The 14,015-nt window shown below is 43.0% G+C and carries 15 protein-coding genes; 12 read left to right on the top strand and 3 right to left on the bottom strand.

All coding sequences use genetic code 11. The features are described from left to right. Positions 1 to 16: 16 nt before the first annotated feature. Entirely contained in the window at positions 17 to 979 is a 963-nt protein-coding gene (locus tag NMM17_RS07260; protein WP_125443423.1) for an asparaginase, read from the bottom strand. Between the two features lie 65 nt (positions 980 to 1,044). Here NMM17_RS07260 and NMM17_RS07255 point away from each other — a divergent pair, with 65 nt between their 5' ends. After that, positions 1,045 to 2,433, top strand: a complete 1,389-nt coding sequence (locus NMM17_RS07255; protein WP_254754149.1) for a Cof-type HAD-IIB family hydrolase — start codon at positions 1,045 to 1,047, stop codon at positions 2,431 to 2,433. A 30-nt stretch (positions 2,434 to 2,463) separates the two neighbouring features. On the opposite strand, the gene NMM17_RS07250 is transcribed toward NMM17_RS07255, so the two are convergent. Then, entirely contained in the window at positions 2,464 to 2,916 is a 453-nt protein-coding gene (locus NMM17_RS07250; RefSeq protein ID WP_000079148.1) for a universal stress protein, read from the bottom strand. A 161-nt stretch (positions 2,917 to 3,077) separates the two neighbouring features. On the opposite strand from NMM17_RS07250, the gene NMM17_RS07245 reads away from it, so the two are divergent. From NMM17_RS07245 to NMM17_RS07230, 4 genes are all read left to right on the top strand, one after another. After that, a complete protein-coding gene (locus NMM17_RS07245; RefSeq protein WP_004241144.1) occupies positions 3,078 to 3,371 on the top strand; it encodes a hypothetical protein in 294 nt (97 codons plus the stop codon). Positions 3,372 to 3,526: 155 nt separating this feature from the next. After that, a complete protein-coding gene (locus tag NMM17_RS07240) occupies positions 3,527 to 4,741 on the top strand; it encodes a pyridoxal phosphate-dependent aminotransferase (protein WP_000666455.1) in 1,215 nt (404 codons plus the stop codon). A 144-nt stretch (positions 4,742 to 4,885) separates the two neighbouring features. Beyond that, on the top strand, positions 4,886 to 5,020 hold the full coding sequence (gene rpmH, locus NMM17_RS07235; protein WP_000831905.1) for a 50S ribosomal protein L34: 135 nt from the start codon (positions 4,886 to 4,888) through the stop codon (positions 5,018 to 5,020). A gap of 137 nt (positions 5,021 to 5,157) precedes the next feature. After that, positions 5,158 to 7,122 carry a peptide ABC transporter substrate-binding protein gene (locus NMM17_RS07230; RefSeq protein WP_254754148.1) on the top strand — a complete coding sequence of 655 codons (1,965 nt, stop codon included), beginning with the start codon at positions 5,158 to 5,160 and terminating at the stop codon, positions 7,120 to 7,122. Positions 7,123 to 7,213: 91 nt separating this feature from the next. Here NMM17_RS07230 and NMM17_RS07225 read toward each other — a convergent pair whose 3' ends face one another. Further along, positions 7,214 to 9,058, bottom strand: coding sequence for an APC family permease (locus NMM17_RS07225; RefSeq protein ID WP_254754147.1), 1,845 nt, complete (start codon positions 9,056 to 9,058; stop codon positions 7,214 to 7,216). Positions 9,059 to 9,214: 156 nt separating this feature from the next. Between NMM17_RS07225 and NMM17_RS07220 the strand changes: the two genes are divergently transcribed. The 7 genes from NMM17_RS07220 to NMM17_RS07190 all read left to right on the top strand — a co-directional run bounded on the left by NMM17_RS07220 (position 9,215) and on the right by NMM17_RS07190 (position 14,015). After that, on the top strand, positions 9,215 to 9,988 hold the full coding sequence (locus tag NMM17_RS07220; RefSeq protein WP_033684736.1) for a TatD family hydrolase: 774 nt from the start codon (positions 9,215 to 9,217) through the stop codon (positions 9,986 to 9,988). Then, positions 9,988 to 10,554, top strand: coding sequence for a ribonuclease M5 (gene rnmV / locus NMM17_RS07215; RefSeq protein WP_000659993.1), 567 nt, complete (start codon positions 9,988 to 9,990; stop codon positions 10,552 to 10,554). The genes NMM17_RS07220 and rnmV overlap by 1 nt, the downstream gene beginning before the upstream one ends. Positions 10,555 to 10,661: 107 nt before the next feature. Continuing rightward, complete coding sequence (locus NMM17_RS07210; protein WP_061864500.1) at positions 10,662 to 10,958, top strand: hypothetical protein; 297 nt, start codon at positions 10,662 to 10,664, stop codon at positions 10,956 to 10,958. 12 nt (positions 10,959 to 10,970) lie between these two features. Then, the gene (rsmA, locus tag NMM17_RS07205; protein WP_001216838.1) at positions 10,971 to 11,843 is read left to right on the top strand and encodes a 16S rRNA (adenine(1518)-N(6)/adenine(1519)-N(6))-dimethyltransferase RsmA; all 873 of its coding nucleotides are present in this window, start codon (positions 10,971 to 10,973) and stop codon (positions 11,841 to 11,843) included. 1 nt (position 11,844) lies between these two features. Continuing rightward, positions 11,845 to 12,723, top strand: a complete 879-nt coding sequence (gene rsgA / locus NMM17_RS07200) for a ribosome small subunit-dependent GTPase A (protein ID WP_254754164.1) — start codon at positions 11,845 to 11,847, stop codon at positions 12,721 to 12,723. 10 nt (positions 12,724 to 12,733) lie between these two features. Then, positions 12,734 to 13,390: a ribulose-phosphate 3-epimerase gene (rpe, locus tag NMM17_RS07195; protein WP_004255827.1), complete on the top strand. Its 657-nt coding sequence runs from the start codon at positions 12,734 to 12,736 to the stop codon at positions 13,388 to 13,390. Next, the gene (locus NMM17_RS07190) at positions 13,353 to 14,015 is read left to right on the top strand and encodes a thiamine diphosphokinase (protein ID WP_254754146.1); all 663 of its coding nucleotides are present in this window, start codon (positions 13,353 to 13,355) and stop codon (positions 14,013 to 14,015) included. The genes rpe and NMM17_RS07190 overlap by 38 nt, the downstream gene beginning before the upstream one ends.

Here is a 14,015-nt window from a genome sequence, read left to right as displayed (position 1 = left end):
TTTTTAGAGAAGAGACTTACCCTTCCATATAGTCTTTCAAAGCCTGTCCTGTTAGTCCGGCATTGAGGGCAATGAGGAGCTTTAGGCGGGCTTTTTGGGCGTTGAGTTCTTTAACAAAGAAGACACCAGATTTTTGCAACTGCACGCCCCCGCCCTGGTAGGCATAAACAGGTTCCGCAATACCGTTAAAGCATCGTGAAACAAGGGCGACTGGGATTCCTTTTTGCAGAAGGCTTTCTAACTTTTCAGCCGTTTCTTTGGGAATATTACCAGCTCCGAAGGCTTGGATAATCAAACCGTCCAATTGTTCCAAATCAAGCATATCAATCAGCTCATCTGTCATACCAGCATAAGCAGAGATGATAGGGACTAAGCCTTGTATGTGATTAAGGTCAAAGCGAACACGAGGTTCAGCTGTTTTAAAGTAGAGGATTTCCTGTTTCATAATCAGACCAAGTGGACCGTGTGTTGGAGTCTGGAAGGTGCTGACGTTGGTTGTATGCGTTTTGGTAACATACTTGGCAGCGTGGATTTCATCGTTCATAACGACCAAAACTCCTTTGTCAGCAGCCTTGTCATCGCTAGCTACCCGCAAAGCACTCAGATAATTATAAACACCGTCACTGCCGAGTTCGTTGGAGCTGCGCATGGCTCCTGTTAGAACAATTGGCATGTGGGGAACTTCCATGGTGTCAAGGAAATAGGCTGTTTCCTCTAAAGTATCGGTCCCATGTGTGATCACCACTCCATCGTAGTTAGCAGCTTCCTCTTTAATTTTTTGGTAGAGGGCTAGCATATGATTGGGTTTGATATGAGGGCTTGGCAGGTTAAAAAAGTCCAAGGCGTGGACTTGGATTCCTTCAAGTGGGTTGGACACGTGGTTCATGGGATTATCTGAACTAGTCACAACAGCGCCAGAAGCATCGGCCTGCATGGAAATAGTCCCACCTGTATGTAAAACAAGGATTTTCTTAGGCATGATTTACTCACTCTTTCTGAAATGTGGTATAATCATTGTATCACAAAAGGGGAGATTGGGATAGGATGGAAGTCAAAGCTGTTTTTTTTGATATCGATGGAACCTTGGTCAACGATCGCAAGAGTGTTTTGAAATCCACTAAGGACGCGATTAAAATTGTCAAAGAACAAGGGGTGCTAGTTGGTGTAGCGACAGGGCGAGGACCTTTTTTTGTTAAGGAATTGATGGACGATTTGAATCTGGATTTTGCGGTAACCTATAATGGCCAGTATATCTTTACTAAAGACAGAGTCTTGTTCACGAGCCCAATTTCCAAGTTACATTTGCGCCAGCTCATTACGTATGCTAAAAAAGAGGGCAAGGAGATTGCCCTAGGGACCAAGGATGCCATGCTGGGTTCCAAAATCATGTCTTTTGGTCTGGGTTCGTTTTCCCAACGAATCAGTCGCTTCGTTCCCTCTGTTTTAACTCGGACGGTGAGTCATTCCTTTAATCGTATGGTCAGCAAGGTTGTTCCCCAAAAGGAAGAAGACCTGCTTGATCTAATGAATCAGCCTATCTACCAAGTTTTGATGTTGATGACGCCAGAAGAATCTGAGAAGGCAGCAGCTGATTTTGAAGACTTGAAATTGACACGTAGTAATCCATTTGCAGCGGATGTCATCAATCAAGGTAATTCTAAATTGGAAGGTATTCGCAGAGTTGGGAAAGAATATGGCTTTGACCTCAACCAAGTGATGGCCTTTGGTGACTCAGATAACGACCTAGAAATGCTTGCAGGTGTGGGTATGTCGGTCGCTATGGGAAATGGTAGTAGCAGTGTCAAGGAAGTTGCCAAGCATATCACTACCAGCAATCAGCAAGACGGAATTCACAAGGCCTTGGAACATTTTGGTGTTTTGGCTTCAGAAAAAGTCTTTGTCAGCCGTGACTATCATTTCAATAAGGTCAAGACCTTCCACCACATGATGGATGAACGAACTCAAGAAGAACCTCGAGCTTGGGATTTAGAAGGTGCAACCCACAGGGCTGGTTTTAAAATAGAAGAATTGGTGGAGTTTGTTCGAGCGGCCAGTCCTTCTGAAGAGGACTTTGGTCAAGCTCTATCGCAACTTCATCAGGCTCTTGATAAGGCAGCAGATAAAGTAGCTAAGAAGACGCCAGCCCAGGAAGATTTGGTGGGGCAAGTGGATGCCCTGATTGACACGCTTTACTTTACCTATGGTAGTTTTGTTTTGATGGGGGTGGACCCAGAACGTATTTTTGATATTGTCCATCAGGCCAATATGGGGAAAATTTTCCCAGATGGCAAGGCTCATTTTGATCCAGTGACCCACAAAATTTTAAAACCAGATGATTGGGAAGAAAAATATGCTCCAGAACCTGCTATTAAAAAGGAACTGCAGCGCCAGCTCAAGGCTTACGAACGCCATAAAGAGAGAAAAGAACAGTAAAAAGGAGCTCTGGGCTCCTTTTCTTTGCGACTATAAGGTTTTTTCTTGTTCTCTCACAACCAGCAAATCGACCTTAGCATGGCGGAGGATGTATTCAGATGAAGAACCAACCAAGAGGCGTTCAAAGGCGTTGAGACCAGTGGCACCAACAAGGATGAGGTCCACTTCCTCAGCATCGGGAATAGTACGTGCCAGTAGGGTCTTTGGATTTCCCATTTCAATGACGATGTGAACATCTGCCACACCAGCATCTTTAGCACGTTTTTCGTACTCTTTCATCAGACTTTCAGCGTCTACTTGGAGTTCTTCGTAAACTTCAGCATCAAAGGTGGATACGCTTTGGAGAGCGCGTGTGTCAATGACATGTGCGATGGTGAGTTTAGCGTCGTTTCGTAGAGCAGAATGAACTCCCTTGACAAAAGCCAAGTCCGCTTCCTTAGAACCATCGATTGCGACCATGATATTTTGGTAACGTTGTGCCATAATGAAACCTCCTGAAATTTTCTTACTATAATTGTAAACCTTTTCACTATAGAAGTAAAGCAAAAAAAGTATTTTTCAAAAGAATGTTAGCGCTTAAAATCTATATAAATATATGATAAAATAAAAGAAAGGATAGCAGGAAATAAGTGAAGGGAGGGAGAATGATGAAAAACTCTTTTCAAAAATCAAATTCCTTTTATTATGGAATTATCCTAGTTTCAGTCTTGGTAGAAGTTATCATGATCTGGCAATTAGAGAGTCTGGTACCGCTTCTTTATCCAGGTTTTATCGGCTTTTTAGTCTTTCATTTACTCTACCATTTGGTATTATTCCTAGTCGCTAAACGAAGTGGGCGTTGGGATTACTTGATGATATGGGGGCTTTTCCTCATGTTCAATCTTCTCTATGACTCCTTTTTAGGCTTGCTTTTTCTAGGTTTATCTTTTGGTATGTGATCTGTCTTTGCAAAACACCTGCTATCTCCTCTGTCTTAACCTCGCTTTTAGTGAGGTTTTTCTTCTGTAGGATTTTAGTAACACATTTCAGTAAACTTGTCGCATTTTCTTTCTAGTGGTATAATGTTACTATCCTGATGAATTGAGGAAACAAGATGAAAGAATATAACAAGTCTAGTAAGTTAGAGCATGTTGCTTATGATATCCGTGGTCCTGTTTTGGAAGAAGCCATGCGAATGCGAGCAAACGGAGAAAAGATTTTACGTCTGAATACAGGAAATCCAGCAGAATTTGGCTTTACAGCGCCAGACGAGGTCATTCATGACTTGATTATGAATGCGCGTGATAGTGAAGGTTACTCTGACTCCAAAGGGATTTTCTCAGCCCGTAAGGCTATCATGCAGTATTGCCAATTGAAGAAATTTCCTAACGTAGATATTGATGATATTTACCTTGGAAATGGTGTCAGTGAGCTGATTGTCATGTCCATGCAGGGACTTTTGGACAATGGGGATGAGGTCTTGGTGCCTATGCCAGACTATCCTCTATGGACAGCTGCTGTCAGCCTAGCTGGAGGAAATGCCGTTCACTATATCTGTGATGAAGCTGCAGAATGGTACCCAGATATTGACGATATCAAGTCAAAAATCACTTCCAATACCAAGGCAATCGTCCTTATCAATCCAAATAACCCAACTGGAGCCCTTTATCCGAAGGAACTCTTGCTGGAGATTATTGAGATTGCCCGTCAAAACGATTTGATTATCTTTGCGGATGAAATCTATGACCGCATGGTTATGGATGGACATGTGCATACGCCTGTGGCTAGTTTGGCACCAGATGTTTTCTGTGTCAGCATGAATGGTCTATCAAAATCCCACCGTATTGCTGGTTTCCGTGTGGGTTGGATGGTCTTGTCTGGACCTAAGACTCATGTCAAGGGATATATCGAAGGGCTCAATATGCTATCCAATATGCGCCTTTGCTCTAACGTTTTGGCCCAACAAGTCGTACAAACTTCCTTGGGTGGTCACCAATCAGTTGATGAATTGCTCCTTCCTGGTGGACGAATTTACGAGCAAAGAAACTTCATCTACAATGCCATTCAAGATATTCCAGGTTTATCTGCTGTTAAACCCAAGGCTGGACTCTATATCTTCCCTAAAATCGACCGCAATATGTACCGCATCGATGATGATGAGCAGTTTGTCCTTGATTTCTTGAAGCAGGAAAAGGTTCTCTTGGTTCATGGTCGAGGCTTTAACTGGCAGGAACCAGACCACTTCCGTATCGTTTACCTTCCTCGTGTTGATGAACTGGCCCAAATCCAAGAAAAGATGACTCGATTCTTAAAACAGTATCGTAGATAGGGCTTACATTCGAAAAAGCTGGAAACATTTGCCTTGAGCTATTGACAAAAGTGAAAGAATCAGATAGAATAGTAAAGTATGTTTAGTAACTGATCACTTTATAGCCGGCTAAACGAATACAAAATCTATGAGGAGGTATTCATCGTGAAACGTACTTATCAACCAAGTAAACTTCGTCGTGCGCGCAAACACGGATTCCGTAACCGTATGTCAACTAAAAACGGTCGTCGCGTATTGGCAGCTCGTCGTCGTAAAGGACGCAAAGTTTTGGCTGCATAATCCAAACGAACCATAACAAAAATCAGTAGGAACTCGAGTCTACTGATTTTTATTTTTGTAAAAAAAGTTCAAAAGGCTTTATATTTTTGCTCAAATAGTGTATAATATTTCACATACTGTAAAAATGGAGAATAATCATGAAGAAATCAAAAGTTATGCTTTTTGGAGCTATGGCTTTGACAGCAGGTCTAGCTCTAGCGGCATGTGGGTCTTCCCAATCAAGTAATGCAGACAAGACTTACTCTTATATCTTTGTCAATAACCCAGATACCTTGGATTATATTACCTCTACACGAGATTCTACATCTAGTATCACAACCAACTTGATTGATGGTTTGTTAGAAAATGACCAGTATGGCAATCTCATCCCGTCTATGGCTGAGTCATGGACAGTGTCAAAAGATGGTTTGACTTACACTTATAAAATCCGTCAGGGAGCTAAATGGTATACTTCTGAAGGAGAAGAGTATGCGGATGTAACAGCTCATGACTTTGTGACTGGTCTCAAGTATGCGGCTGATAAAAAGGCTGAAAACTTGTACTTGGTACAAGACTCTATCAAGGGACTAGCAGACTATGTTGAAGGGAAATCATCTGATTTTGCAACTGTTGGTGTTAAGGCGGTGGATGATTACACGCTACAATACACTCTCAACCAACCTGAGAGTTATTGGAACTCTAAAACAACAGCAAGTATTCTTAGTCCTGTAAATGAAGCTTTCTTGAAGTCTAAGGGAGATGACTTTGGAAGTGTGACACCATCAAGTATCTTGTCAAATGGTCCTTACTTGTTTAAGTCCTTCACATCAAAATCTTTGATTGAGTTTGATAAAAACCCTAACTACTGGGATAAGGACAATGTCAAAATCGAGAAAGTGAAACTCTCTTTCTTTGACGGTTCTGACCAAGACAGTATTGCAAGAGGATTCTTGGATGGTAACTATACAGATGGTCGTATTTTCCCAACAAGTTCAGTATTTGCTGAGCTTAAGAAGGGAAATGAGGACAAGATTACCTATACACCACAAAACTCAGTTACTTTCTACTATCTTTTCAACGTTAATCGTCAAAGCTATAAGCAGACGATGAAACAGTCTGATAAGGAAAAGACAGATTCACGCGCAGCTATGCAGAATAAAGATTTCCGTCAAGCTATCAACTTTGCCTTTGACCGTCATGCCTATGCAGCACAGACAAATGGTGAAGATGGAGCAGACCGTATCTTGCGTAACACGGTTACACCAAGTAACTTTGTCCAAGTTGGTGATAAGAACTTCGGTGATATTGTCAATGAGAAAATTGTCAACTACGGTAAAGATTGGGCAAATATCGACCTAAACGATGGTAAACAAGCCTTCTTGAATCCTGAAAAGGCCAAAGAGAAGTTTGCGAAGGCCAAAGAAAGTCTTCAAGCTCAGGGAGTAACTTTCCCAATTCATTTGGATATGCCAGTTGACCAGACTGCTAAGTTAGATGTACAACAGGCCGGCTCTTTCAAACAAACAGTGGAAGAAACCCTTGGTAAGGAGAATGTGGTCATCGATGTTATCCAACTTTCTCCAGATGAAAAAGACCAAGCAACCTACTTTGCAGATACAGCAGAACAAAAAGACTATGACATCGACATTTCAGGATGGGGTGGAGATTACTCAGATCCTAAAACTTACCTAGATATCCTTAATCCAGATACAGGTTCTCAGTTGAAAAACATGGGCTTGTCTGAAGGAAAAGACAAGGAAGTTAAGGACAAGATTGGTCTTGCTGACTACAAGAAACTCTTGGATCAGGCAGACGCAGAAATCACAGATACTCAAGCTCGCTATGAAAAATATGCTGAAGCCCAAGCTTGGTTGACAGATAGCGCCTTGTTCCTACCAGTTCAAAGTGGTGGAGCTAACCCAATCTTCCGTAAGACTGTACCGTTTACAGGACCATTCTCATTCGTTGGTCATAAAGGAAATGCGGATAACTACAAATATGTTGAATTACAAAAAGAGCCAGTAACTGTTAAACAGTACCAAGAACTCTACGAAAAATGGCTAAAAGAAAAAGCTGAGTCAAATAAAAAAGCTCAGGAAGATTTAGCTAACCACATTCAATAATATTCCTAGTCATGCTTTGCAGTTAAGCATAGTGATAGGATTCAGAAAAAGGCCTTACCAGACGCTTATTGGTTCTGGTAGGGCCTTTTCTTTATTCTTTTAAGTGATATGAGTAGCTAGCGACAACGACGTCTTGGTGCCAACGAAGGGCGTATTTGAGTTTGAGACTCATCTGATTGTGCAGGATATTTTGCCAAGGTTTATTAGGGATAAACTGGGGTACCAGAACAGTGACTGTATAGTTCTTTTTCTGGGCTTCCTCGGATATCCGTTTGACATACTTGACAGTAGGCGTGATGATATCGCGGTAGCTGGTCTTGATATTTTTCAGAGTAATGGTTGGGAAGTAATCGGCAAATTCTTGGAGAATTTCTTGGTCTTTCTCTGCTGTTTCCTTAGTAGAAATGTGCATGGCTAAGACTTCGTCACCGATACTTTGGGCGTAGTTAATGGCTCCAACGCTGACTCGGGTGACATTTCCTACGAGGACCAGAACCAGATTGCCGTCGTAAGTACGTTTTTCGATTCCTTCATAGAGTCGTAGTTGTTGGGCAACTTTTTGGTAATGACTGTGAATGGCCAAGAAAAGTAGGGTGAGTACGAGAATAATCGGGAAGAAAGGCCAGATATCACTGAGACGGAAAAAGAGCAGGATTAGCACGATAGCGTAGCAAATGATAGCTCCAAGGATATTGGCAAGGGCAGGTTTTAAGAAATTTGCCCCTTTTTCTTTTTTCCAATGGCGAATCATCCCAGTCTGAGAAAGGGCAAAGGGAACGAAGACCCCGATAGTATAAAGGGGAATCAAACGTTCGGTATTGCCATTAAAAATGAGAAGAAGAATCATAGCCCCAAAAGCCAGAGTTAAAATTCCATTAGAGTAGCCTAGGCGGTCTCCTTTTTCCATAAAGAGATGGGGCATGTATTTGTTTTTAGCCATATTGTAAGCTAGCATAGGGAAGGCCGAAAAGCCAGTATTTGCAGCTACGGCCAAAATCAAGGCTGTGGAGAATTGGAAGATATAATAGCCAAGGTGACCTAAGAAGGAATTACCAAGGATGCCTTGAGCCATCTGTGAAAGAATAGTTTCTCCGTGTTGAGGCATAATCCCCATCCAGTAGTTTAGGAAGGTAATGCCTGCAAAAAGAAAACCTAAAATCAAGGCCATGATGGTCAAGGTCTGAGCGGCATTCTTTTCTTTCGGAGCCTTGAAAAAGGGAACGGCATTTGAAATAGCTTCAACTCCTGTCAGAGAGGCAGAGCCGCTGGTAAAGGCTCTTAGAATGAGAACGATAGACAGGCTCGGAGCAGCATGCCCAATAGGTGAAGTTGCCTGATAGCTGAGAGACCCTGTCATTAGTTGAAAGATTCCGTAGAGCAAGAGAAAGACAGTACTGATGATAAAGAGATAGACAGGAATCATCAGTGAACTGGCAGATTCTTTTAAGCCCCGTAAATTCAAGAGCATAAGCAAGCAAACTAGAAAAATGGAAATGTGGAGGTTGTAAGGGTGGAGAGCAGGGAGAGCTGCTGTGATAGCATCGGCTCCAGATGACACCGATACCGCCACAGTCAGCATGTAGTCAACCAGCAGACTACCTCCAGCAATTAAGCCAAGTTCGGGAGATAGATTTTCTCGAGTAACCATATAGGCCCCTCCTCCTTGAGGGTAGGCATGGATGATTTGACGGTAGGAGACGGTCAGGCTAGCTAGGAGTAGGAGGACAAAGAGGCCGATAGGAAGACTCCACCATATCGCAAGAGGAGAGAGACTAGCCAAGACGAGGACTACTTGCTCAGGCCCATAGGCAATGGAAGATAGAGCGTCGCTTGACAACATGGCCAAGGCCTGCATTTTTCCCAGCAGACCTCCCTCGCCTTCTGTTAAGGACTTAAGAGGACGACCGATAAAGGTCTGTTTTAATTTTGTAAACATTGTATTTTCCTTTTCTGAAAATTTCAATAAGTGCTATTATACTGCTTTGGGAAAATAGCGTCAAGAGACGACGATGGATTTTAGAATATTTTGTACAGATGAGGAGAGAGGGCAGTTTTTTGGTATAATAGAAGATAGAAAACGAGGTTAGAAGAGATGATTTTTGATACACATACACACTTGAATGTAGAAGAATTTGCAGGTCATGAGGCAGAAGAAATCGCCTTAGCTGCTGAGATGGGTGTGACACAGATGAATATTGTTGGTTTTGATAAACCGACGATTGAGCGTGCCTTGGAGTTGGTAGATGAGTATGACCAGCTCTATGCGACTATTGGTTGGCATCCGACAGAAGCAGGGACTTACACGGAGGAGATTGAAGCCTACTTGCTTGATAAGCTCAAGCATCCCAAGGTTGTTGCTTTAGGTGAGATTGGTTTGGACTACCATTGGATGACAGCGCCAAAAGAGGTGCAGGAGCAGGTTTTTCGCCGTCAGATTCAGTTATCTAAGGACTTGGATTTACCTTTTGTTGTCCATACTCGTGATGCGCTGGAAGATACCTATGAGATTATCAAAAGTGAGGGCGTTGGTCCTCGTGGTGGGATTATGCACTCATTTTCAGGGACTCTTGAGTGGGCAGAGAAGTTTGTCGCGCTTGGCATGACTATTTCCTTCTCAGGAGTGGTGACTTTTAAGAAGGCCACCGACATCCAAGAGGCGGCTAGAGAACTTCCTTTGGACAAGATTTTGGTGGAGACGGATGCGCCTTACTTGGCTCCTGTTCCTAAACGTGGTCGTGAAAATAAAACAGCCTACACTCGCTATGTAGTGGACTTTATCGCCGACTTACGTGGTATGACGACAGAAGAGCTAGCGGCGATAACAACTGCAAATGCAGAACGAATTTTTGGATTGGACAGCAAGTAATGAAAGAAAAAATTTCCCAAGTTATCGTGGTCGAAGGGCGCGATGATACGGCCAATCTCAAACGCTATTTCGATGTAGAGACCTATGAGACACGAGGTTCTGCCATCAATGAGCAAGATATTGCACGTATTCAGCGCCTACATGAGCTTCATGGAGTCATTGTCTTTACAGACCCAGATTTTAATGGGGAGCGGATTCGTCGCATGATTATGACGGCTATTCCAACAGTTCAGCATGCCTTCCTCAAACGAGATGAAGCTGTTCCCAAGTCCAAGACCAAGGGCCGTTCTCTGGGAATTGAGCATGCCAGCTATGAAGACCTGAAAATGGCTCTAGCTCAGATTACAGAACAATTTGAACATGAGAGTCAGTTTGATATCAGTCGTAGCGACTTGATTCGCCTTGGTTTTCTAGCAGGGGCAGACAGCCGTAAGCGACGAGAATATCTAGGAGAGGCTCTCCGAATTGGCTATTCCAACGGCAAGCAACTCCTCAAACGCCTAGAGTTGTTTGGGGTTACCTTGGCAGAAGTGGAAGAAGCTATGAAATCTTATGAGAACAGCTAAGCAGACCCCAAATGTAAGGGGAATGTGTTACAATAGTAGTAAGTAGATTTATGTCAGGGGATTCACTTTGATAATATTTAAATAGATGTTTACAAGGAAAGAGTGAAATGAAAATACGAGTTGATAGAGATTCTGTCTGTATGGGTGATGATGTTTTCTCTCATCAGATGGATCTTGATGTCCCGGAGGATATGACAGTTGAGGAGTTTTGTAGTTTTCTTCAAAAGGACAGATATCTGCCTAGATTGGATACGGAATGGCTTCTACGACATGGTGGAAAGACAATAACAAGTTATAATACAGAAACAAAAGAATTGACGAATCCAAATGTTTATTTAAAAGACCTGATTCATCAGGGTTCTAGAGGAAATGATTTTGTTTGGATATATCGTCGTTCATATTAGAAAAGAGAATAAATGAGAATTGCAGATTACAGCGTGACCAAGGCAGTGCTGGAGCGTCACGGTTTTACCTTTAAAAAGTCCTTCGGGCAAAATTTTTTGACGGATACCAATATTCTTCAAAAAATCGTGGATACGGCTGAGATTGATGACCAGGTTAATGTCATCGAAATCGGGCCAGGGATTGGTGCCTTGACCGAGTTTCTGGCTGAGCGTGCAGCAGAGGTCATGGCCTTTGAAATTGACCATCGTTTGGTACCGATTTTGGCAGATACCTTGCGTGATTTTGACAATGTTACCGTAGTCAACGAGGACATTCTCAAGGTTGATTTGGCGCAACATATCCAGAATTTCAAAAATCCTGACCTGCCAATCAAGGTAGTGGCTAATTTACCTTACTACATCACGACGCCTATTCTCATGCACTTAATCGAGAGTGGGATTCCTTTTAGTGAGTTTGTTGTTATGATGCAGAAAGAAGTGGCAGACCGCATTTCAGCCCAGCCGAATACCAAGGCTTACGGTAGCTTGTCGATTGCGGTGCAGTATTACATGACTGCCAAGGTTGCTTTCATCGTGCCTCGTACGGTCTTTGTGCCAGCGCCAAACGTGGACTCTGCTATTTTGAAAATGGTGCGTCGTCCAGAACCAGCCGTAGCAGTGGAAGACGAGAACTTCTTCTTTAAGGTTTCTAAGGCTAGTTTCACTCATCGACGCAAGACTTTATGGAATAACCTGACAGGTTACTTTGGCAAGACTGAAGAGGTCAAGGACAAGCTGACCAAGGCTTTGGACCAAGCAGGCTTGTCACCAAGTGTGCGTGGGGAAGCTCTCAGCTTGGCAGAATTTGCCAGCCTAGCAGATGCACTTAAAGGACAAGGACTTTAAAATGCAGGGACAAATCATTAAAGCCTTGGCTGGGTTCTATTATGTAGAGAGTGATGGCCAGGTCTATCAAACACGCGCGCGTGGAAATTTCCGTAAAAAAGGCCATACTCCTTACGTTGGAGACTGGGTAGATTTTTCTGCCGAGGAAAATTCAGAAGGCTATATCCTCAAGATTCATGAACGGAAAAACAGTCTGGTCCGTCCGCCTATTGTCAATATTGACCAAGCCGTTGTCATTATGTCCGTTAAAGAACCTGACTTTAATAGCAACTTGCTGGATCGTTTCTTGGTTCTTTTAGAGCATAAGGTCATTCATCCTATCGTCTATATTTCCAAGATGGACTTACTGGAAGATGGGGGAGAACTGGATTTTTACGAGAAGACTTATCGTGCTATTGGTTACGATTTTGTGACTAGTAAAGAGGAACTCTTACCCTTGTTGACAGCCAAAGTGACAGTCTTTATGGGGCAGACAGGTGTTGGGAAGTCAACCCTACTTAATAAAATTGCACCTGACCTCAATCTAGAGACGGGAGAAATCTCTGATAGTCTAGGCCGTGGTCGCCATACTACTCGAGCTGTTAGTTTTTACAATCTCAATGGTGGCAAAATCGCAGATACACCAGGTTTTTCGTCGCTAGATTATGAAGTATCAAGTGCTGAAGAGCTAAACCAGGCCTTTCCGGAGATTGCTAGTGTCAGTCGCGACTGTAAGTTCCGTACTTGTACGCATACTCATGAACCATCTTGTGCAGTGAAACCAGCAGTAGAAGAGGGCATCATTGCCACCTTCCGTTTTGACAACTACCTGCAATTCCTCAGTGAGATTGAAAATCGCAGAGAAACTTATAAAAAAGTCAGCAAAAAAATTCCAAAATAAGGAGAAACCTATGTCTCAATACAAGATTGCTCCGTCAATTCTGGCAGCAGATTATGCCAACTTTGAACGTGAAATCAAACGTCTAGAAGCAACTGGTGCAGAATATGCCCATATCGATATCATGGATGGTCACTTTGTACCACAAATCAGTTTTGGTGCAGGTGTGGTCGAAGCTCTTCGACCTCATAGCAAGATGGTCTTTGACTGCCACTTGATGGTAGCTAATCCAGAGCATCATTTAGAAGACTTTGCGCGTGCAGGTGCGGATATCATCAGTATCCATGTGGAAGCAACGCCTCATATTCATGGTGCCCTCCAAAAAATTCGTTCACTCGGTGTCAAACCATCAGTTGTCATCAATCCTGGTACGCCTGTTGAAGCCATCAAGCACGTCCTTCATCTAGTTGACCAAGTTTTAGTCATGACAGTTAACCCAGGCTTTGGTGGGCAAGCCTTTTTGCCTGAAACCATGGATAAGGTCCGTGAGTTGGTTGCCCTTCGTGATGAAAAAGGCTTGAACTTTGAAATCGAAGTCGATGGCGGGATCGATGATCAAACCATTGCTCAAGCCAAAGAAGCTGGTGCGACCGTTTTTGTAGCAGGTTCCTATGTCTTTAAGGGAGATGTCAATGAGCGAGTACAAACTCTCAGAAAACAACTGGACTAGGGTTGCCGTTTTTGCAGGTGGAGATCGTGGTCATTATCGGACGGACTTTGATAGATTTGTCGGTGTGGATCGAGGTTCTCTCTGGGTCTTGGAAGAAGATTTGCCTCTTACTCTAGCAGTCGGAGATTTTGATTCTGTGACGGAAGAAGAGCGACAGGTGATTCAAAAACGTGCCCAGTATTTTGTCCAAGCCCAACCAGAAAAAGATGATACAGATTTGGAATTGGCTCTCTTAACCATCTTTGAGCAAAATCCTCAGGCTGAGGTTACTATTTTTGGTGCTTTGGGTGGCCGTATTGATCATATGCTGGCCAATGTCTTTTTGCCTAGCAATCCCAAGTTGGCGCCTTATATGCGCCAGATAGAAATTGAGGATGGGCAAAATTTAATTGCCTATTGTCCAGAAGGGACCAGTCAGCTAGAACCTCGCTCGGACTATGACTATCTTGCCTTTATGCCAGTTCGAGATAGCCAGCTGACCATTCTCGGTGCTAAGTATGAGTTGACAGAGGAAAATTTTTTCTTTAAAAAAGTGTACGCTTCTAACGAATATATAGATAGGGAAGTGTCGGTGACTTGCCCAGATGGCTATGTGGTCGTGCTACATAGTAAGGACAGGAGGTAG

It is taken from the genome of Streptococcus sp. CF7_Ac1-12, assembly GCF_024295905.1.
Taxonomy (GTDB): domain Bacteria; phylum Bacillota; class Bacilli; order Lactobacillales; family Streptococcaceae; genus Streptococcus; species Streptococcus mitis_AP.
The sequence above is the reverse complement of the archived record's forward strand: the minus strand, read 5'-3'. Positions and strand labels throughout refer to the sequence as shown.